General features: G+C 38.0%; 39 protein-coding genes and 1 pseudogene. 39 read left to right on the plus strand and 1 reads right to left on the minus strand.

The window, feature by feature from the left end; genetic code table 11:
- Positions 1-135 precede the first annotated feature (135 nt).
- A complete protein-coding gene (locus tag SAR02S_RS09720) occupies positions 136-1,386 on the plus strand; it encodes an ATP-binding SpoIIE family protein phosphatase (RefSeq protein WP_041959190.1) in 1,251 nt (416 codons plus the stop codon).
- Here SAR02S_RS09720 and SAR02S_RS09725 read toward each other — a convergent pair.
- On the minus strand, positions 1,375-2,448 hold the full coding sequence (locus tag SAR02S_RS09725; protein WP_041959191.1) for an ATP-binding protein: 1,074 nt from the start codon (positions 2,446-2,448) through the stop codon (positions 1,375-1,377). The genes SAR02S_RS09720 and SAR02S_RS09725 overlap by 12 nt on opposite strands.
- A 255-nt stretch (positions 2,449-2,703) precedes the next feature.
- Here SAR02S_RS09725 and rpsJ point away from each other — a divergent pair, with 255 nt between their 5' ends.
- The 38 genes and pseudogenes from rpsJ to SAR02S_RS09915 all read left to right on the plus strand — a co-directional run bounded on the left by rpsJ (position 2,704) and on the right by SAR02S_RS09915 (position 24,184).
- Positions 2,704-3,015, plus strand: a complete 312-nt coding sequence (gene rpsJ, locus SAR02S_RS09730) for a 30S ribosomal protein S10 (protein ID WP_025345780.1) — start codon at positions 2,704-2,706, stop codon at positions 3,013-3,015.
- A 9-nt stretch (positions 3,016-3,024) separates the two neighbouring features.
- On the plus strand, positions 3,025-3,603 hold the full coding sequence (gene rplC / locus SAR02S_RS09735; protein ID WP_041959192.1) for a 50S ribosomal protein L3: 579 nt from the start codon (positions 3,025-3,027) through the stop codon (positions 3,601-3,603).
- A complete protein-coding gene (gene rplD / locus SAR02S_RS09740) occupies positions 3,600-4,214 on the plus strand; it encodes a 50S ribosomal protein L4 (RefSeq protein ID WP_041959193.1) in 615 nt (204 codons plus the stop codon). The genes rplC and rplD overlap by 4 nt, the downstream gene beginning before the upstream one ends.
- A 2-nt stretch (positions 4,215-4,216) precedes the next feature.
- Positions 4,217-4,498 carry a 50S ribosomal protein L23 gene (locus SAR02S_RS09745; RefSeq protein WP_025345777.1) on the plus strand — a complete coding sequence of 94 codons (282 nt, stop codon included), beginning with the start codon at positions 4,217-4,219 and terminating at the stop codon, positions 4,496-4,498.
- 2 nt (positions 4,499-4,500) lie between these two features.
- Complete coding sequence (rplB, locus tag SAR02S_RS09750; protein WP_041959194.1) at positions 4,501-5,331, plus strand: 50S ribosomal protein L2; 831 nt, start codon at positions 4,501-4,503, stop codon at positions 5,329-5,331.
- Positions 5,332-5,613, plus strand: a complete 282-nt coding sequence (gene rpsS, locus SAR02S_RS09755) for a 30S ribosomal protein S19 (RefSeq protein WP_041959195.1) — start codon at positions 5,332-5,334, stop codon at positions 5,611-5,613.
- Between the two features lie 7 nt (positions 5,614-5,620).
- Positions 5,621-5,950: pseudogene (gene rplV, locus SAR02S_RS09760) on the plus strand (50S ribosomal protein L22); the annotation flags it as partial.
- Positions 5,951-5,954: 4 nt separating this feature from the next.
- Positions 5,955-6,668, plus strand: a complete 714-nt coding sequence (gene rpsC, locus SAR02S_RS09765; RefSeq protein WP_041959197.1) for a 30S ribosomal protein S3 — start codon at positions 5,955-5,957, stop codon at positions 6,666-6,668.
- Entirely contained in the window at positions 6,668-7,093 is a 426-nt protein-coding gene (gene rplP, locus SAR02S_RS09770; RefSeq protein ID WP_025345772.1) for a 50S ribosomal protein L16, read from the plus strand. The genes rpsC and rplP overlap by 1 nt, the downstream gene beginning before the upstream one ends.
- A complete protein-coding gene (gene rpmC / locus SAR02S_RS09775; protein WP_037960715.1) occupies positions 7,080-7,268 on the plus strand; it encodes a 50S ribosomal protein L29 in 189 nt (62 codons plus the stop codon). Before rplP ends, rpmC begins: the two co-directional genes overlap by 14 nt.
- Before the next feature lie 9 nt (positions 7,269-7,277).
- Positions 7,278-7,529 (plus strand): 30S ribosomal protein S17, encoded by a 252-nt coding sequence (gene rpsQ, locus SAR02S_RS09780; RefSeq protein ID WP_041959198.1) that lies wholly within the window; start codon positions 7,278-7,280, stop codon positions 7,527-7,529.
- Positions 7,529-7,897, plus strand: a complete 369-nt coding sequence (rplN, locus tag SAR02S_RS09785) for a 50S ribosomal protein L14 (protein ID WP_012857721.1) — start codon at positions 7,529-7,531, stop codon at positions 7,895-7,897. The genes rpsQ and rplN overlap by 1 nt, the downstream gene beginning before the upstream one ends.
- Positions 7,897-8,133 carry a 50S ribosomal protein L24 gene (rplX, locus tag SAR02S_RS09790; protein ID WP_025345770.1) on the plus strand — a complete coding sequence of 79 codons (237 nt, stop codon included), beginning with the start codon at positions 7,897-7,899 and terminating at the stop codon, positions 8,131-8,133. The genes rplN and rplX overlap by 1 nt, the downstream gene beginning before the upstream one ends.
- A complete protein-coding gene (gene rplE / locus SAR02S_RS09795) occupies positions 8,133-8,678 on the plus strand; it encodes a 50S ribosomal protein L5 (protein ID WP_041959199.1) in 546 nt (181 codons plus the stop codon). The genes rplX and rplE overlap by 1 nt, the downstream gene beginning before the upstream one ends.
- 1 nt (position 8,679) lies before the next feature.
- Entirely contained in the window at positions 8,680-8,865 is a 186-nt protein-coding gene (locus tag SAR02S_RS09800; RefSeq protein WP_012857718.1) for a type Z 30S ribosomal protein S14, read from the plus strand.
- 11 nt (positions 8,866-8,876) lie between these two features.
- Positions 8,877-9,272, plus strand: a complete 396-nt coding sequence (rpsH, locus tag SAR02S_RS09805) for a 30S ribosomal protein S8 (RefSeq protein ID WP_041959200.1) — start codon at positions 8,877-8,879, stop codon at positions 9,270-9,272.
- 75 nt (positions 9,273-9,347) lie between these two features.
- Complete coding sequence (rplF, locus tag SAR02S_RS09810; protein WP_041959201.1) at positions 9,348-9,884, plus strand: 50S ribosomal protein L6; 537 nt, start codon at positions 9,348-9,350, stop codon at positions 9,882-9,884.
- A gap of 9 nt (positions 9,885-9,893) precedes the next feature.
- The gene (gene rplR / locus SAR02S_RS09815; RefSeq protein WP_041959202.1) at positions 9,894-10,250 is read left to right on the plus strand and encodes a 50S ribosomal protein L18; all 357 of its coding nucleotides are present in this window, start codon (positions 9,894-9,896) and stop codon (positions 10,248-10,250) included.
- Between the two features lie 24 nt (positions 10,251-10,274).
- Entirely contained in the window at positions 10,275-10,718 is a 444-nt protein-coding gene (gene rpsE / locus SAR02S_RS09820; RefSeq protein ID WP_041959203.1) for a 30S ribosomal protein S5, read from the plus strand.
- A gap of 21 nt (positions 10,719-10,739) precedes the next feature.
- A complete protein-coding gene (gene rplO, locus SAR02S_RS09825) occupies positions 10,740-11,144 on the plus strand; it encodes a 50S ribosomal protein L15 (RefSeq protein WP_041959204.1) in 405 nt (134 codons plus the stop codon).
- Complete coding sequence (gene secY, locus SAR02S_RS09830; RefSeq protein WP_041959205.1) at positions 11,141-12,403, plus strand: preprotein translocase subunit SecY; 1,263 nt, start codon at positions 11,141-11,143, stop codon at positions 12,401-12,403. Before rplO ends, secY begins: the two co-directional genes overlap by 4 nt.
- 4 nt (positions 12,404-12,407) lie before the next feature.
- On the plus strand, positions 12,408-13,166 hold the full coding sequence (map, locus tag SAR02S_RS09835) for a type I methionyl aminopeptidase (RefSeq protein ID WP_041959206.1): 759 nt from the start codon (positions 12,408-12,410) through the stop codon (positions 13,164-13,166).
- 16 nt (positions 13,167-13,182) lie between these two features.
- A complete protein-coding gene (gene infA / locus SAR02S_RS09840; protein WP_012857710.1) occupies positions 13,183-13,401 on the plus strand; it encodes a translation initiation factor IF-1 in 219 nt (72 codons plus the stop codon).
- A 164-nt stretch (positions 13,402-13,565) separates the two neighbouring features.
- On the plus strand, positions 13,566-13,679 hold the full coding sequence (gene rpmJ / locus SAR02S_RS09845; protein ID WP_038533455.1) for a 50S ribosomal protein L36: 114 nt from the start codon (positions 13,566-13,568) through the stop codon (positions 13,677-13,679).
- Between the two features lie 2 nt (positions 13,680-13,681).
- Positions 13,682-14,050, plus strand: a complete 369-nt coding sequence (rpsM, locus tag SAR02S_RS09850) for a 30S ribosomal protein S13 (protein ID WP_041959207.1) — start codon at positions 13,682-13,684, stop codon at positions 14,048-14,050.
- Positions 14,051-14,071: 21 nt separating this feature from the next.
- The gene (gene rpsK / locus SAR02S_RS09855; RefSeq protein ID WP_014770213.1) at positions 14,072-14,464 is read left to right on the plus strand and encodes a 30S ribosomal protein S11; all 393 of its coding nucleotides are present in this window, start codon (positions 14,072-14,074) and stop codon (positions 14,462-14,464) included.
- Positions 14,465-14,540: 76 nt separating this feature from the next.
- Positions 14,541-15,167, plus strand: a complete 627-nt coding sequence (rpsD, locus tag SAR02S_RS09860) for a 30S ribosomal protein S4 (RefSeq protein WP_037960752.1) — start codon at positions 14,541-14,543, stop codon at positions 15,165-15,167.
- Between the two features lie 15 nt (positions 15,168-15,182).
- The gene (locus SAR02S_RS09865; protein WP_041959208.1) at positions 15,183-16,196 is read left to right on the plus strand and encodes a DNA-directed RNA polymerase subunit alpha; all 1,014 of its coding nucleotides are present in this window, start codon (positions 15,183-15,185) and stop codon (positions 16,194-16,196) included.
- Between the two features lie 3 nt (positions 16,197-16,199).
- A complete protein-coding gene (gene rplQ, locus SAR02S_RS09870; RefSeq protein ID WP_041959209.1) occupies positions 16,200-16,550 on the plus strand; it encodes a 50S ribosomal protein L17 in 351 nt (116 codons plus the stop codon).
- A gap of 150 nt (positions 16,551-16,700) precedes the next feature.
- Entirely contained in the window at positions 16,701-16,982 is a 282-nt protein-coding gene (locus SAR02S_RS09875) for a NifU family protein (RefSeq protein WP_041959210.1), read from the plus strand.
- Positions 16,982-17,545 carry a hypothetical protein gene (locus SAR02S_RS09880; RefSeq protein WP_041959211.1) on the plus strand — a complete coding sequence of 188 codons (564 nt, stop codon included), beginning with the start codon at positions 16,982-16,984 and terminating at the stop codon, positions 17,543-17,545. Before SAR02S_RS09875 ends, SAR02S_RS09880 begins: the two co-directional genes overlap by 1 nt.
- Positions 17,546-17,552: 7 nt before the next feature.
- Positions 17,553-18,866 carry a UDP-N-acetylmuramoyl-L-alanyl-D-glutamate--2,6-diaminopimelate ligase gene (locus SAR02S_RS09885; RefSeq protein ID WP_041959212.1) on the plus strand — a complete coding sequence of 438 codons (1,314 nt, stop codon included), beginning with the start codon at positions 17,553-17,555 and terminating at the stop codon, positions 18,864-18,866.
- Positions 18,867-18,910: 44 nt separating this feature from the next.
- Entirely contained in the window at positions 18,911-19,276 is a 366-nt protein-coding gene (gene panD, locus SAR02S_RS09890; protein WP_041959213.1) for an aspartate 1-decarboxylase, read from the plus strand.
- Positions 19,276-19,593: a YbaB/EbfC family nucleoid-associated protein gene (locus SAR02S_RS09895; RefSeq protein ID WP_041959214.1), complete on the plus strand. Its 318-nt coding sequence runs from the start codon at positions 19,276-19,278 to the stop codon at positions 19,591-19,593. The genes panD and SAR02S_RS09895 overlap by 1 nt, the downstream gene beginning before the upstream one ends.
- 10 nt (positions 19,594-19,603) lie before the next feature.
- Entirely contained in the window at positions 19,604-20,674 is a 1,071-nt protein-coding gene (locus tag SAR02S_RS09900; RefSeq protein ID WP_041959215.1) for a DUF7488 domain-containing protein, read from the plus strand.
- 10 nt (positions 20,675-20,684) lie between these two features.
- Complete coding sequence (locus SAR02S_RS09905; protein WP_041959216.1) at positions 20,685-21,545, plus strand: polyprenyl synthetase family protein; 861 nt, start codon at positions 20,685-20,687, stop codon at positions 21,543-21,545.
- Between the two features lie 7 nt (positions 21,546-21,552).
- Positions 21,553-23,526 carry a transketolase gene (gene tkt / locus SAR02S_RS09910; protein WP_052433596.1) on the plus strand — a complete coding sequence of 658 codons (1,974 nt, stop codon included), beginning with the start codon at positions 21,553-21,555 and terminating at the stop codon, positions 23,524-23,526.
- 1 nt (position 23,527) lies between these two features.
- Complete coding sequence (locus SAR02S_RS09915; RefSeq protein ID WP_041959217.1) at positions 23,528-24,184, plus strand: HAD family hydrolase; 657 nt, start codon at positions 23,528-23,530, stop codon at positions 24,182-24,184.
- Positions 24,185-24,186: the final 2 nt, after the last annotated feature.

A 24,186-nucleotide genomic window follows, 5' to 3' on the forward strand; every position in this document is an offset into this window, starting at 1 on the left:
TCACTTTTTAAAACTAAAAACATCGCCATAGCTTTGGCTATGACTCAATTTTGAGTTTCAAAAATTAACGCACTCTAAGCAAACTCTCCATTATTTTCAAGGGCTAGGAAAGAAGTCTATTGAAGGAGTTCCTACATGTTCCATGAAAAAGAAGATCTTGAAAAAGCGTTTAACAAAGAGCTTTTTGTCATCAAAAACGACCTTTACTATCAGCAGATTGATCTGAACAAAAATGGCAAAAAAGAACTTTTGCGTGTGGATATCTCTTACATACCGCACAGTACACTCAGTGGTGACACCTATTCACTGCGTAAAACAAACGATGGAAGACTTGTTGGGTTTATCGCCGATGCGATGGGCAAAGGGCTTTCTGCGGCAATGAGCGCCATGGCGATTACCCGCTTTTTGAACTACTTTTTCGATGAACTCGAAGAGGAAGAGGGTTTTGTGTTTGATGTATGGATCAACAAAACGCTCAAATTTTTGCAGAAAAACCTCTTTGATGAAGAGATCATGAGCATCGTTTTGGTGGAGTATGATATTCACGCATCGGTTGTCAAATATGCCTCGTGTGGTATGCCAGCTTTTTTTATCATTAGTGAAAAGGGCGAGGTTCAATCCATTCGGAGTAACAACCCACCGCTGAGTATTTTTACAGACACAGTACGTGTCGATACGCTTCCCTCTATTTCGATTGCTAAGATGCTTTGTTACAGTGATGGACTCAGTGAAAGTCTTATTCGTGGTGGGAAACTTTATGCTTCGTGTTTAAAAGAAGATTTTATTGATTCGATTTGTGTCAAAGATTTTCGTGACAAAGTGAGTGCTCGTATTGGCAAGGGCGATGATGATTTGACATACATCTATATACAAAAACTAGAAATATCCAAAGACTTTAAAGTATTACGTGTTCCAAGTACTTACGAAGCCATTGATGAGGCGTTGCAAACGGTTGCGAACTATCTTAGAGCTGATCATGTTGATAGCAAAACATCGAGTCAGATTATGCTGACATTCTCCGAGCTTCTTTTAAATGCTTTAGAACATGGTAGTTTTGGAGTCGATAAAGCGCGGAAGAATTACCTGATAGAGCAGAATTTATTTGATGATGAGATGATGCGCCTTGAAAAACTGTATTGTAGTAAAAAAATCAAGATCGTCTATGGCATCATTCCCTCTGGTAAGCGAGAACTTTTCGAAGCAACCATCAGCGATCAAGGTGATGGGTTTGATACGATGGTGCTGAAAAATATTGTCATTAATGCTGAAAAGTTTAATGGCAGGGGTTTTGTGATTATTCGCAAACTCCTAGACCACTTCTATTTTAATAAAAAAGGCAATGCCATAACCATTCAAAAATTTATTACGCCTGTCTTAGAGCTGTAGCGACCACTCCCAAAAAGGAGCGATAGAGAAGCTAAAGCCATCAATGTCTTTGGCACTCTCACTGCTCAGCGTTACAACCTCAATACGCTTTACATGTAAAGCCCAAAAAGTAGGTAGAAGCTTTTGAAGTTTTATCTCAATGGCTTCTGTGGTCGCAAAGCCAACACATAAAATGGCGAGCGACTCATCGGGCAGATAAAAATCAATTCCCTCTTCGTAAAAAACGTTTTTACCTCGTTTGATGAGTTCTAAAAAAACCATATTTTCAAAACGTTTCAAAAAGTCTTTTTTGAAGGTGAGTGCATCTTTAAGGGCAAAATCAATCGGGTAGACTTTTTTAGCGGAACTGGGTTGACTGTATTTTTCCACAAAGAAGAGGAGTTTTTGATCGATGAGATCAGCTGTGATGGCATAAAGCTTGTCTTTGGAGATTTTCGTAAATGCCTTAAGATAATTGTAAATCTGAAATAAAGAGACTTTGGTACTTTGAAGCTCACAAAAACGCTTATAGATTAAAAAAGTCGTGGTATCATTTAATATAAGATGCAACATCATTTGCATCTGCCTTTGATCGTCTTGTTCAACACTTTGCACGATTTGTGGGAATGTACCGTGGTTGGTAAAAAGGTTAAAAAGATGCTCAATGTTGGAGTGTTTTTTATCAAATGAGATAAATTCTTCAAAATCAAGAGGATAAAGTGTAAGCGCATCATAGCCCTGAAGTGTTTTACATGTAAAGCTGGTAGCGATGAGAATTTCATCCACGTTAGGCAATGCAAATGAGAAATCAAAATGCTCTATTACCAGCAGTTTAATACGATTTTTTTGCACAAAAAGTGGCAAATGCTCCGCAACTAAATGAGGCTCAATTCTATCATCTGAAAAATCAATGTAAAGATAACTTCCTTTTTCATAATGGCTCAAATGATCAATAATCAGATGACTTTTACCACTTTTGCGAGGACCATAAAGGATCGTTTTTTTATGAGAAATGATTATTTTTCGATCCAAAAAAAGACTATTTTTAAATGGAGTTTCATAAAGCGCTTGAAGTGTTTGCATAAAAATTCCTCATTTTAAGAGATAAAAATCAAACTATTTTGAGTAAATTCATCAGTTATTTACTCAAATTTTACAACGTTGATTTCTAAAATTTGATTGAAATAGTCTATTATTTTCCTTATTAAAAGGAAATAAAATAAGTATTTATTCTATGAAAACCCCTATGTTTCTTGACTTTTGATATCTATTGTTGTAAAATCACAGTCCTTTAATTAGGTCATCTTCAAGGTGGCAAGTTCTTTACAGGGGTACCAAATGGAAAAAATTAGACTTAAACTCAAGGCGTATGACCATAGAGTTTTAGACAGATCTGTTGCAGCTATCGTCGAAGCTGTCAAACGAACTGGAGCCGAAATTGTCGGACCAATTCCTATGCCTACAAAAATCAAGCGCTATACAGTGCTTAGATCTCCGCACGTAAACAAATCTTCAAGAGAGCAATTTGAGATGAGAATCCATGCACGTATGATCGACATCGTGTCTGCGACTACGGATACAGTTGATTCACTCATGAAACTTGACCTCGCTCCAGAAGTCAATGTTGAAGTTAGAGCTATGGGTAAATAAGGGGTAATGATGGAATATATTATTGAAAAAATCGGCATGAGCCGAACAATCGCAGTACCAAGCGTTCCGGTCACTTTACTCAGAGTTTTAGAAGCAAAGGTATGTGAAGTCAACGCTGACAAACGTGCTTTAGTTTCGTATGTTAGTGGCAAAAAAATGAACAAAGCTATTGTAGGTCAGCAAAAAAAGTATAACCTTTCTGCTGCATTCAATCGTTTTGTGACACTTGATGTTGCAAATGCAGAAGCTGGGGATTTAGATACAGCACCTTTGGGTGAAGCAAAAACACTTAAAGTGTCTTTGAATACTAAGGGTAGAGGTTTTGCTGGTGTTATTAAACGCCACAATTTCCAAGGTGGTCCTGGTGGACATGGTAGTCGTTTTCACAGAGCTCCTGGTTCAATCGGTAACTGTGAATGGCCTGGTCGTGTTCAAAAAGGCAAAAAAATGCCTGGTCACTATGGTAACACTCAAGTTACAGTAAAAAATGAGATCGTTTCATTTGACGCGCAAAATGGTATCTTAGCTGTTAAAGGCTCAGTTCCAGGTGCAAATGGATCATTAGGTAAAGCAAGGATTGTTAAATGAGTAGCGCAATCGTATTAAATGAAAAATTAGAAAATGTTGGTGCATTGGCTCTTCCTGCAAGTTTTGAAGAGATCCATTCACATAACCTATATCTTTATGTCAAATCATACCAAGCTGCGCTTCGTTCAAACACTGCGAACACCAAAACAAAAGGTGAAGTAAGCGGTGGTGGTAAAAAACCTTGGGCTCAAAAAGGTCGAGGTGGTGCACGTGCTGGTAGTAGAAGAAGTCCAGTATGGGTTGGCGGTGGTGCTGCATTTGGCCCAAAAGCTAACAAAAATTATGATTTAAAAGTTAACAAAAAACAGAAAAAACTAGCACTTGAATTCGCATTGAATGAAAAAGCTGCTAATAACGCACTTTTTGTTGTTGATTCTTTGAGCGTTGAATCTGGTAAAACCAAAGACGCATCAAAAATCATGAAAACACTTGGTACAAGAGATGCATTAATCGTTAAAGAATTGGTCGATGAAAAAACATTGTTAGCATTTAGAAATATTCAAAATTGCTACCTTGTTGAATCAAATGAGCTTAATGCGTATTTAGCAACTGCGTTCTATGCGGTAATCATAGAAAAATCAGTGCTTGAAACAATCACAAAAGAGGGCTAAGAATGGCTGATATTACTGATATTAAGGCAATCCTTTATACTGAAAAGAGCTTGAGCCTTCAAGAGAATGGTACAGTTGTTATCCAAACTTCAGTAAGAATGACAAAAAATGGTTTAAAAGAAGTATTAAAACAATACTTTGGTTTCACTCCATTAAAAATCAATTCTCTTAGAGTTATGGGAAAAGTTAAGAAGTTTAAAGGCATTGAAGGCAAACGTAATGATTTTAAAAAGTTTTATGTTCAGTTGCCAGAGGGCGCTAAACTAGAGAATGTGGAGGCGTAATCATGGCAATAAAATCATTTAAACCATATACCCCGAGTCGTAGATTTTTAACAGGACTTGATTCAAGTGACATTACTGCAAAAGCTAGTGTTCCTTCACTCCTTGTTAAAGTTGCTGCAACTGCTGGTAGAAATAACAATGGTAGAATCACTTCTCGTCATAAAGAAGCGGGCGCTAAAAAGCTTTACAGAATTATTGATTTCAAAAGAACAAAATTTGATATCGAAGGTACTGTTGCTGCTATTGAATATGATCCAAACAGAAACTGTAGAATTGCGCTTATCAATTATGTCGATGGTGACAAAAGATATATTCTTCAACCATCAGGCTTAAAAGTAGGCGATAAAGTTCAAGCAGCTGAAAGCGGACTGGATATTAAACCAGGTAACGCAATGAAATTAAAAAGCATCCCTGTAGGTACTATCTTACACAATGTTGAACTTAAACCGGGTAAAGGCGGACAAATGGCACGTAGTGCTGGTGGTTACGCTCAACTTATGGGTAAAGAGACTCAATATGTTATGGTAAGACTTCCAAGTGGTGAGATGAGAAAAATATTGGCAGAGTGTATGGCTACTGTTGGTGTTGTTGGAAATGAAGATTGGGCAAACGTCGTTATCGGTAAAGCGGGTCGTAACAGACACCGTGGTATTAGACCTCAAACTCGTGGTTCTGCTATGAACCCAGTAGATCACCCACATGGTGGTGGTGAGGGTAAAACCAACTCAGGACGTCATCCAGTAACTCCATGGGGACAACCAACAAAAGGTAGAAAAACTCGTAAGAAAAAAGCGAGCGACAAACTGATTATTTCTAGAAGAAAAGGAAAATAGATGGCTAGATCGCTAAAAAAAGGTCCTTTTGTTGATGTTCATTTGTTGAAAAAAACGATTGATGCAAAAGAGACAAAATCAAACAAGCCGATTAAGACATGGTCTCGTAGAAGTACTATTATTCCTGATATGATCGGTCTTACATTTAATGTCCATAACGGTAGAAACTTTGTTCCAGTTTACGTTACAGAGAACCATATCGGTTATAAAATGGGTGAATTTGCTCCAACTCGTACGTTCAAGGGTCACAAAGGCTCTGTTCAGAAAAAAATTGGTAAGTAGGTAGAATATGAGTAAAGCAATATTAAAATTTATCAGATTATCTCCTACAAAAGCAAGATTAATTGCACGTGAAGTTCAAGGAATGAACGCAGAGCTTGCTATGGCAAGTTTAGAGTTTATGCCTAACAAAGGTGCAAAAATCATTTCTAAAGTGATTGCTTCTGCTGTTGCTAACGGTGGTTTTGAGCCTGAGGAAGTCGTAGTTGCTTCTTGTCGCGTTGACGCAGGTCCAGTACTTAAACGTTTTATGCCAAGAGCAAGAGGTAGTGCGAGTGGCATTAGAAAACCAACTTCTCATGTATTTGTTGAAGTAGCAAAAGCTGCAAAGAAGGAAGACTAAGATGGGTCAAAAAGTAAATCCGATTGGTTTAAGACTTGGTATTAATAGAAACTGGGATTCACGTTGGTTTCCAGGTAAACAAACCTTAGCTACAAACATAGGTGAAGATTACAAAATTAGAACATTTTTGAAAAAAGAGCTTTATTATGCAGGTGTAAGTCAAATTTTGATCGAGCGAACTGCTAAGAAGCTTAGAGTTACTGTTGTTGCTGCACGTCCTGGTATTATTATTGGTAAAAAGGGCTCTGATATTGAAAAATTAAGAGTTAAATTGACCAAACTTATTGACAAAGACGTTAATGTTAACATTAAAGAAGAGAGACGTCCTCAAGCTTCAGCACAACTTTGTGCAGAAAACGTTGCAATGCAACTTGAGCGTCGTGTAGCCTTTAGAAGAGCAATGAAAAAAGTGATTCAGGGTGCACAAAAATCTGGTGCTAAAGGTATTAAAATTTCTGTCTCTGGACGTCTTGGTGGCGCTGAGATGGCAAGAACTGAATGGTATCTTGAAGGACGCGTTCCACTTCATACGCTAAGAGCAAAAATCGATTACGGTTTTGCTGAAGCACACACAACATACGGTGTTATTGGTGTTAAAGTATGGATTTTCAAAGGTGAGGTTCTTGTAAAAGGTCTTGCTCCAGAAAAAGATGAAGCGCCTGAGAAAGAGAATTCACGTAAGCCTAGAGCACGTAAAGAGAGAGGTAAAAACTAATGTTAATGCCTAAAAGAACGAAATATAAAAAGCAGATGAAAGGCCGCAACCGCGGTGAAGCCAGCAGTGGCGCATCAATCTCTTTTGGTGAAATCGGTCTCAAAGCTGTTGAAGCTGGACGTATTGATTCACGTCAAATTGAGGCTGCGAGGATTGCTTATACTAGACATGTTAAGCGTCAAGCTAAGACTTGGATTCGTGTATTCCCAGACAAACCATTAACTGCTAAGCCTATCGAAACACGTATGGGTAAAGGTAAAGGTTCTGTTGATAAGTGGGTTATGAATATTAAGCCTGGTAGAATTATTTTTGAAATGGCGGGTGTTCCTGAAGAGTTAGCGCGTGAAGCGTTGACACTTGCAATGCACAAATTGCCTTTCAAAACAAAGATTGTAACTCGAGAGAGCGAAAATGAAGTATATTGATTTAAACGGCAAAAGCGCGTCAGAGCTTTTAGAGTTGTTAAAAGAGAAAAAGGTTCTTTTGTTTACATTAAGACAAAAGTTAAAAACAATGCAACTTACTAATCCAAATGAGATTAAAGAAGTTAGAAGAGATATCGCACGTATTAATACGGCAATTTCTGCTCAAAACAAGTAGGGGTAACTAATGGCTTTAAAACGAGAGATTCAAGGCGTAGTTGTTCAGAAAACTGGTGATAAAACCATCACCGTTTTGGTAGAGAGACGTGTAATGCACCCAAGATATCGCAAGTTCGTTAAACGTTTCAAAAAATACCTAGTCCATGATGAGAGCAACCAAGTAAAAATCGGCGATACAATTAGCGCTATCGAGTGCAGACCACTTTCAAAAAGAAAGTCTTTTAGACTTAGCGCGATTGTTAAAGTGGGAGTTGAATAATGATACAAAGTTTTACTAGATTAGCTGTTGCTGATAACAGTGGTGCTAAAGAGATCATGTGTATTAAAGTTCTTGGTGGTAGTAAACGTCGTTATGCAACTGTAGGTGATGTTATCATCGCTTCTGTCAAAAAAGCTTTACCAAGCGGTAAAGTAAAAAAAGGACAAGTTGTTAAAGCGGTTATTGTAAGAACAAAAAAAGAGATCCAAAGAGAAAATGGCTCATTGATTCGTTTTGATGAAAATGCTGCTGTTATTCTTGATAACAAAAGAGAGCCAATCGGTACACGTATTTTCGGACCAGTAGGTCGTGAAGTTCGTTATGCTAACTTTATGAAAATCGTATCTTTGGCACCGGAGGTACTATAATGGCGACTAAGATGAAAATTAAAAAAGGCGATACTGTTAAAGTAATCGCAGGCGACGATAAAGGTAAAGAGGCGAAAGTTGTTCAAGTTTTGCCAAAAACTTCACAAGTCGTTGTTGAAGGTTGCAAGGTAGTAAAAAAAGCCATTAAGCCAAGTGAGAGCAACCCTAAGGGTGGTTTTGCAAATCTTGAAAAACCAATTCATGTCTCTAACGTGGCTAAAGTAGAGGGTAAATAATGAACAGATTGCAAGAGAAATTTAATGCTGAAGTTAAACCAGCATTGGTTAAAGAATTTAATATTGCTAACCCTATGTTGTCACCTAAAATCGAAAAAATCGTTATTAGCGTTGGTGCTGGTGAGGAAGGTAAAGATACTAAGTTATTGCAAAATATCGTTGATACTATCTCATTAATCGCTGGACAAAAAGCGGTTGTTGCGAATGCTAAAAAATCAGTTGCTGGTTTTAAAGTACGTGCTGGTTATCCAGTCGGTGTTAAAGTAACACTTCGTAAAGAGAACATGTATGCGTTTTTGGACAAGCTTATTTCTGTAGCACTTCCTAGAGTAAAAGATTTTAGAGGTCTTCCAAGAGTAGGTTTTGACGGACGTGCAAACTATAACTTTGGTCTTAATGAACAATTGATGTTCCCTGAGGTTGAGTATGATAACATCATGAAAACTCACGGAATGAATATTACACTCGTAACAACTGCTAGCAATGATAAAGAAGCATTTAGACTTCTTGAACTCATTGGTTTGCCGTTCGCAAAAGGTAAATAAGATGGCTAAAAAATCGATGATTGCAAAGGCTGCTAGAAAGCCTAAGTTTCAAGTAAGAGCATACACAAGATGTCAAATTTGTGGACGTCCACACTCTGTTTACAGAGATTTTGGTATCTGCAGAATTTGTCTTCGTAAAATGGCAAATGAGGGTCTTATTCCAGGCCTCAAAAAAGCAAGCTGGTAAGGAAATAGACTATGATTAATGATCTAGTAGCAGATTCTTTAACAAGAATCAGAAATGCATCAATGAGAAAACTTGATGTCACAAAGTTAATGCATTCAAAACTGGTTGAAGCGATTTTAGTTATTTTCCAAAACAAAGGTTATATCGAAAGTTTTAACGTTGTTGAAGAAGGTCCTAAGAAATTTATCAATGTTGTTTTGAAGTATGATGCAAGAGGCAGCCAAGTTATTAATGAAGTGAAAAAAATCTCAAAACCTGGACGTAGAGTCTATAAAGGTCGCGATGAAATTAAACGCTTCAAAAATGGTTATGGTACTATCGTTGTTAGTACATCAAAAGGTGTTCTCAGTAATGATGACGCTCACAAAGCAGGTCTTGGTGGCGAAGTTATCTGTAGTATTTGGTAATTAGCTGTTCTTTTATGGTATTCGATATCCATTCTAAGATTTTAAGCTTATCGTAGACAAGTAAAAGGAAATAAAATGTCTCGTATTGGTAAAAAGCCTGTTAAAATACCTGCTGGCGTTGAAGTGTCAGTAAACGGTGATTTAGTAGAGTTTAAAAAAGGTAGTGTTCAAAAAGTATTGGACACTAAGGGAAATGTTGACGTAAACGTTCAAGATGGAGAGCTTGTATTTATTTCAAAAGGTGCTGATCGTCAGAGCAGCGCTTTTTGGGGAACATACCGTGCACTTGGTCAAAATATTATCACTGGTTTAACTGAAGGTTTTAAAAAACAACTTGAAATTAACGGTGTTGGTTACAGAGCTGCGGTTAATGGTAATGTTCTTGAACTTCAACTCGGATTTTCTCACCCTATCAATTATGAATTTCCAAAAGATATTCAAATTGTTGTTGAAAAAAACGTGGTAACTATTCAAGGTGATGACAAGCAAGTAGTTGGTCAGATTGCTGCCGAAATTAGAAGTTTTAGAGCTCCAGAGCCTTACAAAGGTAAAGGTGTTAAATATTCTGATGAAACTATTATCCGTAAAGCCGGAAAAACTTCCAAGAAGTAAGGGTAAGAGATGAGAGCAAATATTTTAAAACGAAAGCTTGCACTAAGAGTAAAACGTAAAAAAAGAGTAAGAGCAGATATTTCTGGTACGAGTGAAAGACCAAGAGTATCTTTATTCAAATCAAACAGATTTATGTATGCGCAAGCGATTGATGATGTTAATGGCGTTACTTTGGCAAGTGTAGATGGCAAAAAATTAGGGTTCAATGCTAGCAAAGCGAGTGCAACAGAAGTTGCAAAAGTTTTTGCGGAGACGCTCAAGGCTAAGAATTTGACTAAAGTTGTCTATGATAGAAATGGTTATTTGTATCATGGTGTAGTTGCTGCTTTTGCAGATGGCCTTAGAGCAAACGGCATAGTGCTATAAGAAAAAGAAGAGGAAAACGATTCAATGGAAAAATACAACAGAGAAGAGTTTGAAGAAGTCATCGTTAACATTGGCCGCGTAACAAAAGTTGTTAAAGGCGGTAGACGTTTTAGATTTACAGCGCTTGTTGTCGTTGGAAATAAAAAAGGTCTTGTTGGCTATGGTTTTGGTAAAGCTAAAGAGGTTCCTGATGCTATTAGAAAAGCAGTTGATGATGCATTTAAAAACATTGTCAAAGTGAATATCAAAGGTTCAACAATCGCTCATGATGTTGAAGTTAAATTTAATGCAAGTCGTATTATTCTTAAACCAGCCAGTGATGGTACCGGCGTAATTGCTGGTGGTGCAACTCGCCCCGTCGTTGAACTTGCAGGTATTAAAGATATTTTGACAAAGTCATTGGGTTCAAACAATGCTTCTAACGTGGTAAGAGCAACAATTAAAGCTCTTAGCATGATTAAAAGCTAAGTGAAGAGATAAGGACGAAAAATGGCATTAGATAATCTTACACCAGCAGAAAACTCTACCAAAAAGATCAAACGCGTAGGTCGTGGTCAAGGTAGTGGTATGGGTAAAACTGCAAGCCGTGGTAATAACGGTCAAAAATCTCGTACAGGTTACAAACGTAAAAGAGGTTTTGAAGGTGGTCAACAACCACTTCAAAGAAGATTACCAAAAATTGGTTTTACTTCTAAAATTGAAAAACCTTATATTATCAACGTCGATAAAATTAAAGCAGTTACAGAACTTGCTGAAATTACAGTTGATAAAATTCGTGAAGTACATAAAATGGCAAGTACAGTTGTTAAAGTGAAATTGATTGGTGCAGGCGCAAAAGCGTTAACTGCTAAAATCAAAGACGAAAACGTCGTTTTTACTGGAATGAGTAAATGAGTCAAGATCTTACGAAGAAGATCTTAGTTACATTAGGCTTTATATTTGCATACAGGATACTGGCATACGTGCCAGTTCCTGGTGTCAATATAGCTGTAATTAAAGAGTTCTTCGACTCCAATAGCTCAAATGCCCTTGGAATGTTTAATATGTTCAGCGGTAACGCTGCACAACGTCTTAGTATCATATCGTTAGGTATTATGCCTTACATCACCGCGTCTATTATTATGGAACTTCTTGCAGCAACTTTCCCAACACTTGGTAAAATGAAAAAAGAACGTGATGGAATGGTGAAATACATGCAGATCATTCGATATGCAACGATTGTTATTACGATTGTACAAGCCATTGGTGTTTCCGTTGGTCTTGGAGGGTTAAGTGGTCGCGCAGGCGAGAGTGCTATTATGATCGATATGACAACCTTTACAGCTATTGCAGCTGCTAGTATGCTTACTGGAACCATGTTACTCATGTGGATTGGTGAGCAGATTACACAGCGCGGTATTGGTAATGGTATCAGTTTGATTATTTTTGCAGGTATCGTTTCAGGAATTCCTAGTGCGATTGGCGGAACCATTAACCTTGTCAATACGGGAGAGTTAAATTTCCTTGTTGTCATTGGTATTTTAGCCGTTATTTTAGCGACGGTTGGTTCTATTATTTATGTTGAGATGGGTGAGCGTCGTATTCCGATTTCATACTCGCGAAAAGTCGTACTTCAAAATCAACACAAACGTATTATGAACTATGTGCCTATTAAAATGAATCTTAGTGGTGTTATTCCTCCTATTTTTGCAAGTGCAATTTTGATGTTTCCATCAACAATTATGCAAGCAAGTACAAACCCTATTGTTCAATCCATTCATGATTTTCTCAACCCAAATAGCTATGTTTTTAACGTGCTTACATTCTTGTTTGTTATTTTCTTTGCGTATTTTTATGCATCGATTGTTTTCAATGCAAAAGATATCTCTGAGAATCTTAAAAAACAAGGTGGCTTTATTCCCGGTGTTAGACCAGGAGAGAGCACAGCACTCTTTTTAAATGAAGTAGCGGGTAGATTAACCCTTTGGGGATCAATCTATCTAGGACTTATCTCGACGCTTCCATGGGTTTTGGTAAAAGTGATGGGTGTACCATTCTACTTTGGTGGAACAGCTGTATTGATTGTTGTGCAAGTTGCACTCGATACAATGCGTAAAATTGAAGCACAGATGTACATGAATAAATATGAAACACTTAGTGCTGTAGGACTTTAATGGTATGGCAATTACCATCAAAAAAGCTCAAGAGATAGCAAAACTTTCTGTTGCTAATAAGATTGTTGCCCAAACGTTAGAGTATCTTACATGTAATGTTCATCCAGGGCTTAGCTTGAAAGAGCTGAATGCCATGGGTGAATCTTACATTCATAGTCTTGGCGCACGTCCTGCATTTAAAGGGCTTTATGGTTTTCCTGCAGGTGTATGTACTTCTGTCAATGAAGTGATTATTCATGGTATTCCTACAGACTATTGCCTTAAAGAAGGTGATATTGTAGGTCTCGATATTGGTACAGAAGTGGATGGTTGGTATGGTGATTCTGCAGTAACCATTGGTGTTGGAAAAATATCAAAAAGTGATGAGAGCTTAATTGCTTGCGCAAAAGATGCGCTTTACTTCGCAATTGATTTTATTCAACCTGAAATGCGTTTTAAAGAATTAAGCCACGCTATTGAGCAATTTATTCTTCAAAAAGGGTATGTTCCTCTGCGTGGATTTTGTGGGCATGGCATTGGTAGAAAGCCTCATGAAGAGCCAGAACTTCCAAATTATTTAGAAGGGATTAACCCTAAAAGTGGTCCTAAAATCAAAAATGGTATGGTGTTTTGTATTGAGCCAATGATTTGTCATAAAGATGGCACGCCTAAAATTTTAGACGATAAGTGGTCTGTTGTTTCAGCAGATGGGTTAAGAGGAAGCCACTATGAGCACACAGTTGCAATAGTAGATGGTAAAGTAGAAATTTTGTCTCTATCTTGAGATCATAGGAGGTAAAATGGCAAAAGATGACGTGATTGAAATTGATGGAAAAGTGATAGAAGCACTTCCCAACGCAACCTTTAAAGTTGAAGTACAAAATAGCCATGTGATTTTGTGTCACATTGCAGGAAAAATGAGAATGCATTATATTAAGATAATGCCCGGAGATACCGTAAAAGTTGAGTTAACACCGTATAGTTTGGATAAAGGGCGTATAACTTATAGGTATAAGTAAATTATTAGCTTAATTTATGTATAATTTGCCCCTTTTGTAAAGCTGTGTGAAGAATAATCGAAAAAGAAACCACTGTTTTTTCGATTGTTGGTTTGAGATACATCATCAAACCTGTGACAGTTTAACTCAAAGTTCCAGTGGAAAAAAAAGTTCAGGAGTCACGAATGAAAGTACGACCTTCTGTAAAGAAGATGTGCGATAAGTGCAAAGTGATTAAACGAAAAGGTATCGTTAGAGTCATTTGCGTAAATCCAAAACACAAACAGAGACAAGGATAAGCATGGCAAGGATTGCAGGTGTAGACCTTCCAATGAAAAAGAGAGTAGAGTATGGTTTAACATACATCTACGGTATAGGTTTGACAAGTTCTAGAGCTATTTTAACAGCAACTGGAATTTCGTTTGATAAAAGAGTTCATGAGCTAAGTGAAGATGAAGTTGCTTCGATTCGTAAAGAGATCCAAGCTGGATTTCAAGTAGAAGGTGATCTTCGTAAAAAAGTGGCTATGGATATTAAAGCTTTGATGGATATGGGAAGCTATAGAGGTCTTAGACACAGAAAAGGCTTGCCAGTTCGTGGACAAAAAACAAAAACGAATGCGCGTACCCGAAAAGGTAAAAAACGTACCGTTGGCGCTAAAGCTAAATAACGAAGTCTCAAAGGGAAACAGATGGCAAAAAGAAAAGTAGTACGTAAAAAAGTTGTTAAGAAAAATATTGCAAAAGGTATCATTTATATCTCTGCAACATTTAATAACACTGTCGTAACTGTAACTGATGAGATGGGAAATGTTATTGCTTGGAGCAGTGCAGGTAGTTTGGGCTTTAAGGGTAGTAAAAAATCTACTCCTTATGCAGCACAACAAGCCGTAGAAGATGCATTGACTAAAGCAAAAGAGCATGGTCTCAAAGAAATCGGTATTAAAGTTCAAGGCCCGGGCAGTGGTCGCGAGACAGCGGTAAAAAGTGCTGGTACAACAGAAGGTATTAAAGTGTCTTTCCTAAAAGATATTACACCTCTTCCACACAACGGCTGTAGACCTCCAAAAAGAAGAAGAGTTTAATTCTAATCTTTAGAATAGAACTTCTTTTAGAGAAACAAAATAATTTTTTCGTTTATGCAATAGATTAGGAGAAAAAATGGCAAGATATAGAGGACCAGTCGAAAAGCTCGAGAGAAGACTTGGTGTCAGCTTAGCCCTTAAAGGTGAGCGCAGACTTGCTGGTAAAAGCGCATTAGATAAGCGACCATATGCACCAGGTCAACACGGACAAAGAAGATCAAAAATTAGTGAGTATGGACTCCAATTAAGAGAGAAACAGAAAGCTAAATTTATGTATGGAGTTTCTGAAAAACAATTCAGACGTATATTTGACGAAGCAGCTCGTAAAGAAGGAAATACAGGTATTAACCTTGTTCTTCTTATCGAAAGAAGACTTGATAATGTTGTTTACCGTATGGGATTTGCAACAACAAGAAGATTTGCACGTCAATTAGTCACACATGGACACATTTTAGTGAATGGCAGCAGAGTTGACATTCCTTCATATGTTGTACGTGCTGGCGATAAAGTAGAGGTTTGTGAAAAATCTAAAAACAACCCACAAGTAAAAAGAGCTCTTGAATTAACACAACAAACTGGTATTGCACCATGGGTTGATGTTGAAAGAGAAAAAGCAATGGGTATTTTTACACGCATCCCTGAGAGAGAAGAAGTAGTTATTCCGGTTGAAGAAAGATTAATCGTTGAGCTATACTCTAAATAATAAAGTAGGTAGTATATGAAAAAAATCAATACATCAGCTTACATGCCAACTGAAATTGAGGTAGAGAATATTGCGGCAAACAAGGTTCAAATTAGTGCATATCCTTTTGAATCTGGTTTTGCGGTAACATTGGCGCATCCTTTACGAAGATTGCTTTTAAGCAGTACAGTAGGATCTGCCCCAACGGCTGTAAAGATTGAAGGCGTAACCCATGAATTTGATAGCATGCGTGGTATGCTTGAAGATGTTGCTCTTTTCATCATTAACCTTAAAAATATTCGTTTCAAAATCAAGGGCGATGAGAAACGTGTAGAGGTTAACTACTCATTTACTGGACCAAAAGAGATTAAGGGAAGTGATTTAGCGAATGCACAAATTGAGATTGTTACACCAGATGCATATTTGGCGACAATCAATGAAGATGCAGAATTCAACTTCTCTTTAATCCTTGAAAAAGGAATCGGCTATGTTCCAAGTGAGAACATTAGAGGTTTGGTCGGAGAAGATTATATTGCACTTGATGCTTTCTTTACACCTGTAAAAAGAGCTGTGTACGATATTGAGAATGTTTTGGTTGAAGACAATCCTAACTATGAGAAAATTGTTTTCACAATCGAAACAGATGGACTTGTTTCTCCAATCGAAGCTTTTAAAAATTCACTTGAAGCAATGTATGCTCAAATGTCAGTATTTAATGGCATTTTGGATATTGCAGTGGCTCCAAAAAGTGAGAGTTCTAATGAGAACGTGGAGTTTGGAAAGCTATTACAGAGTATTGAAGAGTTAAATCTGAGTGCTCGTAGCTTCAACTGTTTAGATAGAGCCGAGGTTAAATTTATTGGCGAACTTGCTCTTATGAGCGAGCTAGAACTTAAGAACCTCAAAAATCTAGGCAAAAAATCGTTAGAAGAGATCAGACAAGTTATGGAAGAGAGTGGTTATCCTGTCGGATATAATTTCTCTGACGAGACAGCAAGTTTGCTCAAGAAAAAAATTGAAGATTTAAAATCTGAAGCCAACGAGGGTTAATTTATGAGACATAAGCACGGATACAGAAAGCTTGGTCGTACTTCATCACACAGAGCAGCGTTGTTGAAGAACATGGCTATAGCGGTCATTAAATATGAAAAAATCGAGACAACACTTCCTAAAGCAAAAGAGCTTAGAGGTTTTGTTGAGAAGTTGATTACTAAAGCTGGAGTTGGTGGCGATCATGCTCACAAAACAGTTTTTGCGGCGCTTCAAGATAAAGAGTGTACAAAAAAATTGGTCAACGAGATCGCACCTAAATATGTTGAGAGAAATGGCGGTTACACCCGTATTATTAAAACACGTATTAGAAAAGGCGACGCAGCGCCTATGGCGTTTTTAGAGCTCGTCTAATCTTACTTTTTTGTCTTGGGGACTCTCTGTCCCCAAAGACTATCTTCGTTAAAATTTTTTTACCCTAAACTACTCCAATCCTTCTAAAAAATTAAGTCACTTTTAACTCAAACTATTGTTAAATTAGATACTTTTGCTATAGGAGAATCTATGATACCATTTAGTGATGACGAGTTGCTTCCCGTTGTTGAAAAATCACTTGAAAAAATTAAGCCAATGCTTGCATTAGACGGCGGTGGACTAACATTATTAGGCATTAAAGGCGGACGTGTTTTTGTTCAGCTTCAAGGTGCATGTCAAGGTTGTGCATCCAGTGGTCAGACACTTAAATATGGAATAGAGAGACAATTAAGAATTGATATCCATCCTGAACTTGAAGTTGTAAATATTTTACCAGGTATGGAGTATGAATTTGAAGCAGTGGGAGAGTAATGAACGCGTATATTAAAAAAGGTATTGAAAAATTTTATGCGAAAAACTTCAATGAAGCAATGCTTCAATTTGCATTAGCTCTGAATGTTGATCCTCAATCCAAAGAAGCGCGTATCGGTGCTATTTTATGCGATATGGCAACGCAAAATGAAGAACAAGCAATGGCTTTGTTTGAATATTACATTTTAACCAAAGAAAATGGTGCTGAAGATTGTGAAGAGGTCATGGAAGAGATCATTAACTCAGTAGAAGAACACAGCGAAAAAATAGCTCATTTATTTAAAGAGAGTGATCTGGAAGCACGTATTAATGCCGAAAATGGCATCAAATATGAAGATTTTATGACCTTAATCGAATCACGTGGAAGTTTTAAAGAAGCTTTTGAAGACATTATGTTTTCAACCAAAGTGATTATTTCCAAAAAAGAAGATTTTGTTGATTTTTTAGCAAAATTGATTGAAAATGGATTTATTGAAATGTCCCTAAACTACCTTGAGAGTGCTGTCACTCTTTTCCCCAACGATGAGCAACTGCTTTCGCTTATCAAAAAAGCACATAAATAGAGAACACTTGAAAATAGAACTCAAAAACCATGCTCCATTTTTACATGTAACGGATAATTCAAATGAATGTGACGCTTTTAGTATCTTTGTTATGAGTGATCAAAATGCTATGTATAAGCAAAGTGCTATTGATCATGGCTGTACTAAAATCATCTCACCTAAAGAGTGTTTAGAGCTGCTAGGCATTAATGGTGCCATTAAAATTATCGGGATTACGGGTACAAATGGTAAAACAACAACAGCTGCTGCTATATACTCCATATTGCTTGATTTAGGTAAAAAGGTAGGTTTGCAAGGAACGCGAGGTTGTTTTATTAACGATGTTCGCATTGAAGACAAGAGCCTAACAACACCTCCTATTTTACAAACCATTAAAAATCTTAAAATGGCAATGGACGCGGGATGTGAGTACTTCGTTATGGAAGTGAGTTCCCATGCGATTGTTCAAAATCGTATTGATGGGCTCTCTTTCGCATTGAAAATTTTGACCAATGTGACGCAAGATCATCTTGATTTTCACAAAACGATTGATGAATATATTGCCGTAAAAAGTCGCTTTTTCGAAGATGAGAGTTTAAAACTCATCAACAAAGATGAGAGTAAAATTCGTTTTAATCGTACCAATGCAATGAGTTATGGCATTGAGCATCCTGCAACCTATAAAATTCTTGCCTATTCGCTTAAAGAAGGTATTAGTGCAGCGGTTGCAAAAATTGAAAAAGTGTACGAATTTGAGTCATCTTTACATGGCTTTTTTAACCTCTACAACATTCTTGCTGCGATTAGCGCTGTTGATATGTTAGGTGTTTCCCCTATGGAGGCTATTTGTGAAGCGGTAGGGCACTTTGGCGGTGTAGAAGGTCGTATGGAAGTGGTCAGCAGTGATCCTTTGGTTATCGTTGATTTCGCCCACACACCTGATGGTATGGAGAAGGTGCTTGATAGTATGAAAGAGCGCGATCTTGTGGTGGTTTTTGGAGCAGGAGGCGATAGAGATCGGACTAAGCGACCTAAAATGGGAGCCATGGCTGAACGCTTTGCTAAAAAGATCGTCGTGACCAGTGATAACCCTCGTTCAGAAGACCCGCAAAGTATTATTAATGAAATTTTGACTGGAATGCACCCCAAAGAGCATTTACATGTAGAAACAGATCGCCATAAAGCGATTGAAAAAGCACTGATGATGCAAGAAAAAAATGAGGTACTTTTAATTCTTGGCAAAGGTGATGAAACCTATCAAGAGATTCAAGGTAAAAAGTTTCCTTTCGATGATCGAAAAGTCGTTCGAAATATCATCGCTCAATGGGCTAAGCAAAAATAGGGTAAAATAAACAAATTTCTTAAACTTAAAGAGGTAGAAAAGCGATGACGCTTGAGATGTTATACAGTAAAATTCACAGGGCTACTGTCACGGATGCTAACTTGAACTATGTAGGTTCCATTACAATCGATAAAGAGTTAATAGAGGCTTCCAATCTGAGCGTAGGACAAAAAGTCGAAGTAGTCAACATCAATAATGGTGAGCGCTTTACGACCTATGTCATTGAGGGTAAAGCAGGTGGAAAAGACATTTGTCTCAATGGTGCAGCAGCACGTAAAGCGCACATTGGCGATAAAATTATCATCATTGCTTATGCCCATATGACCAAAGCTGAAATGGTAACATTTAAACCAACGGTTGTTTTAGTCGATGATAGCAATGCTATGGTTGAAGTAAGAGACTACATCTAATGTTTGACAATTTTGATCTTTCCAAAGTGGGAGCAATGCTTGAAGAAGCACAAAAACAAGCCCAAAAGATGCACGAAGATGCAAGCCATAAACAGTTCACCGCTAAAAGTGGTGGTGGAATGGTGAGCGTGAGTATGGATGGTAATGGCGAAGTGATCGATATCACGCTTGATGATTCGCTTTTAAGCGATAAAGAATCATTACAAATTTTACTCATAAGTGCAATGAACGATGTTTCCAAAATGGTAGAAGATAATAAAAAACTAGCGACAACTCAAATGCTCTCAGGCATTGGTGGATTTGGCGCAAAAAGTTAAGGAGCAGTATGTGAAACGTCTAGGTCTCTTTCTTTTTTTAATACTACAAGCCCTTTATGCGGCTGAAGCACCAGTACCTGCTTCTAAAGCAGAGTTTGTTTATCCTGATTTTTCACAGTGTTATGAAAAGAATAGACAATCTGTTGTCTATTTTGGTAAAACACGCGCTGTTGCTATTAGCGAAAAACAAGCGGTTGCTTACTCAAAAGAGAAACCAAGTGTTTCGTATGTGAAGTACGATGCTTACTCTAATCTATATCTGTTTGATTCCCCAAAACCGCTTATTCCTGTCAAATTAAAATCAACCAGTGAACTTAAAATGGGTGAATGGCTTGTCAGTATGACCGATAACTCTTTAGTGGCTGTCAATGCTTCCAAAATAGGTAAAAGTGGTAATGAATTGTTTGAATTTGGTGGTGTAGGTGAGGTCAATAGTCTTGTAGGCGGTCTTTGTTGCGAAATGTATGGATTAGGCATTGGCGATAAATTTTTTATCAGTTCAGAAGAGTTAGATCGTTTTATTAAAGGGCAATCCGCTTCGTTTCCAGAGCTTGGAGTCCGTGTCATTGATAGTAATGAAAGTGTTGTTGTTGATTTTGTTGATCTTTCTTTTAAAGATGCAAAGCTCAAAGCGGGTGATAAAATCACATTGCTGAATGGTAAAAAAGTAAGTAATATTACAGAGTTTACGGAAGCGCTTAAAACATTTAAAGATCTCACCAAAGTAAGTGCTCAAATTCAGCGTGATAACGCATGGATCGAAGAGAATATTTTGGCATCAAAATCTGCTACTAAAAAAGTTGAATCAAAAAAAGTGCCATTGCCTGAAAAGAAAAAAGAGAGTTATCTGCAAACGAAAGGCTTTAAGTTTGATAGTGAGCTCAGAATTAAAGATATAGCACGTGGTTCTTTTGCTGAACAAAGTGGTCTTAAAGTAGGTGATCGCTTAATGCAAGTCGATCAACTCCCTGTGGATCGTATGGCTGAAGCGGATACTTATTTAGCAAAAAATCGTAACCGCGAAGTGAGCCTTTTGTTTGACCGTGATGATTTTCAATTTTTTGTAACACTGAATCGTTGAAAGGGAAGTTTTGAGTTCTAAAGAGTTAGTAGGAAAGTTTGAAGCATTTTTAAAAGCAAAGCTTCCCGTTATTCAAAGTTTTCACCCCCATTTTAGCCACGCTTTTGGCGAAATGCTTGATGTGGGTGGAAAACGATTTCGTCCGCTTTTACTTCTCAGTGTTGTTGAGAGTTCAAGACCACTTCTCGTTGAAAATGCTTTACATGTAGCGCTTGGTTTAGAGATGATGCATACCTATTCGCTGATCCATGATGACCTTCCATGTATGGATAATGCAGCGCTTAGACGGGGTCATCCCACTTTACATGTAAGCTATGATGAGACGACCGCCGTTCTCATTGGAGATGCTCTTAATACCCATGCGTTTTATCTTTTAGCCAATGCACCTCTGAGTGCTGAGATTAAAATCAAACTCGTTTCTATTCTTTCTGGAGATTCTGGCATTTATGGCATGGTTCTTGGGCAAGCAATTGACTGCTTTTTTGAAGATACGCCTCTAAATATTGAAGAGCTTACCTTTTTACATCTGCATAAAACGGCTAAATTGATAGCAGCATCACTTGTGATGGGCGCAGTGATCTGTGAACTGGATAAAGCTACACAAGAGGTTCTTTATCAGTTTGGACTCAAACTGGGGCTTTTGTTTCAAGTTCAAGATGACATTATTGATGCAACGTTGACCAGTGAAGAAGCTGGAAAGCCAACACAAAATGATGGACATAAAAACTCATTTGTGAATTTGCTAGGGCTTGAGGAAGCTAAAAAAGAGAAGCAAAAACTTCTTCTAGAGTTGGATGGTGAGTTAAGTAAGCTCGATGCGGCTTTGTCGAAAAGACTAAAAAGCATTGTTGAAGCATATTTTAAAGGATAAAGAGACTATGGAAAATAAAAAAATATTAAAAAAACAAGCCGATACGATTCGTTTTTTGGCAGCAGATATGGTTCAACGCGCAAACAGTGGACACCCTGGTGCGCCTATGGGACTGGCAGATATCGTCACAATTTTAGCACGACACATTACGCACAATCCTAAAAATCCAAAATGGTTAAATCGTGATCGTTTAGTATTTAGTGGTGGACACGCGTCAGCACTTGTTTATTCTTTTTTACATTTAAGCGGTTATGACATTAGCCTAGAAGATCTTCAAAATTTTAGACAACTGGGAAGTAAAACACCAGGTCACCCCGAGTATGGCGATGTTCCAGGTGTGGAAGTCACCACAGGCCCATTAGGTCAAGGAATTTCCAATGCCATTGGTTTTGCAATGGCAACCAAATATGCAGCCACACTTTTAAACACACCAAAAGCAGAAGTCATTACCCATAAAGTTTACTGTTTATGTGGCGATGGTGACCTCCAAGAAGGCATTAGTTATGAGGCGTGTTCACTGGCGGGGCATCTTTCTTTAGATAACTTAGTGGTTATATACGATAGCAATGCCATTACGATTGAAGGTGATACTTCTATTGCATGGAGTGAAGATGTTAAGCAACGTTTTGAAGCGCAAGGCTGGGAAGTATCACGCATTGATGGGCATAATTACGATGAAATCAATGAAGTGTTAGAGCAAGCTAAAGAGCAAACAAAGCCTTATTTGATTATTGCCGATACAACGATTGCTAAAGGTGCTTGTGAGATGGAAGGCAGTCACCATGCGCATGGTTCACCTTTAGGATGTGAAGAGATTGAAAATTCTAAAAAGAAAGCAGGGTTTGATCCCGAAAAAAGTTTTAGTGTTGATGAAGATGTACGTGCTCGCTTTAACTGTGCCCTTGAAAAAGGAGATCTTGCAGAAGCAAACTGGAATGCACTGGTTAAAAACGGTTTAAGTGTTGAGCAAAAAGCATTGCTTGAAGCACTACTAAAGCCTGATTTTTCAAAGATCGAGTGGCCAAATTTTGAGAGTGATGTGGCAACGCGTGATAGCAATGGAAAAATTCTCAATGCCATTGCCAAAGCGATTCCTAGCTTCTTAGGCGGTAGTGCAGACCTTGGCCCTTCCAATAAAAGTGAGCTGAACGGTATGGGTGATTTTCCCTTTGGTCGTAACATTCACTTTGGTATTCGTGAGCATGCAATGGGCGCGATTATCAATGCTTTTGCTCTGTATGGATTATTCATTCCATTTGGGGCAACGTTCTTCATCTTTAGTGATTATATGAAACCTTCTGTGCGTTTAGCCGCATTGATGAAACTGAAAAACTTTTACATCTGGACACATGATAGCATCGGTGTGGGAGAAGATGGCCCAACGCATCAACCAATCGAGCAACTGAGCCAATTTAGAGCACTTCCAAACTTCTACGTTTACCGCCCATGCGATGGTAGAGAGAACGTTAAAGCATGGCAAAAAGCGCTCAGTATGCAAGCGCCTGCAGCATTTGTTTGTTCACGTCAAAAGCTGAAAGCTTTGAAAGATGATAGAGCGTATGGGGACGTTGAAAATGGCGGGTATTTGCTGAAAAAGCGCGACAATGCTACGGTAACATTACTTGCAAGTGGTAGTGAAGTGTATATGGCTCTTGAAGTAGGTTGTATGCTGACTAAAATGGGTGTTATTACAAACATAGTAAGTGTACCTTGTTTTGATCTTTTGGTAGAGCAAGATAAAGCGTATATTGACACGATTATTGATCCTAAAACAAAGACTTTTGCAATTGAAGCAAGTGCTGGGCTAGAGTGGTACCGCTTTGCCGATGAAGTGATTGGTATGAAACGCTTTGGCGCAAGCGCACCTGCTGAACTTCTGTTTGAAAAATTTGGCTTAACATCGGATGCAATTACTGAGAAAGTCTGTACAACACTTGGCGTTGCTTATCAAAAAAGCAGTGGTGTAGGCTGCAAGTGCTAGTATGAGTAGGGTCATCATTTTTGACCTTGATGGTACACTTCTTGATACATTAGAAGATATTGCCATCAGTGCCAATTTTGCATTAACTTCGCTTGGTTTTAAAGCTGAAGAATCTCAAAAATACCGCTATTTTGTAGGGGAGGGTGTTTTCAAACTCTTTGAAAACATCTTTGCCTCTCATCTTCAAGATAAAGAGACGATTCAAAAAGCGGTTGCGCTTTTTGAAAGTCATTACGCTAAACAGTTTAACCAAAATACCAAGCTATATGATGGCATTAGTAAAATGCTAAGCTTCCTTCAAAAAAGAGACTTTAAGATGGCCATTCTTTCCAACAAACCCGATAGTTTTACAAAGTTATGTGCCATCAAATATTTGCGTGAATGGAAATTTGACGTGGTTTACGGCGCACGTGAAGGTGTGCCCAGAAAGCCTCATCCTAAGGGTGCTTTGGACATTAGCGAACTTTTACATGTAAAGCCTGAAGAGTGTTATTATTTAGGTGATACGATGATCGACATGCAAACAGCTAATAGTGCAGGAATGATAGCGCTTGGCGCATTATGGGGATTTAGGGAAGAAGCGGAGCTTAGAGAACATGGAGCGAAGCATTTAATGAAAACTCCCAGCGAGGTGATAAAGCTCCTCGCCGAGGTTTAAGG

This window comes from Sulfurospirillum arsenophilum NBRC 109478, from assembly GCF_000813345.1.
In the GTDB taxonomy this organism is placed as follows: Bacteria; Campylobacterota; Campylobacteria; order Campylobacterales; family Sulfurospirillaceae; genus Sulfurospirillum; species Sulfurospirillum arsenophilum.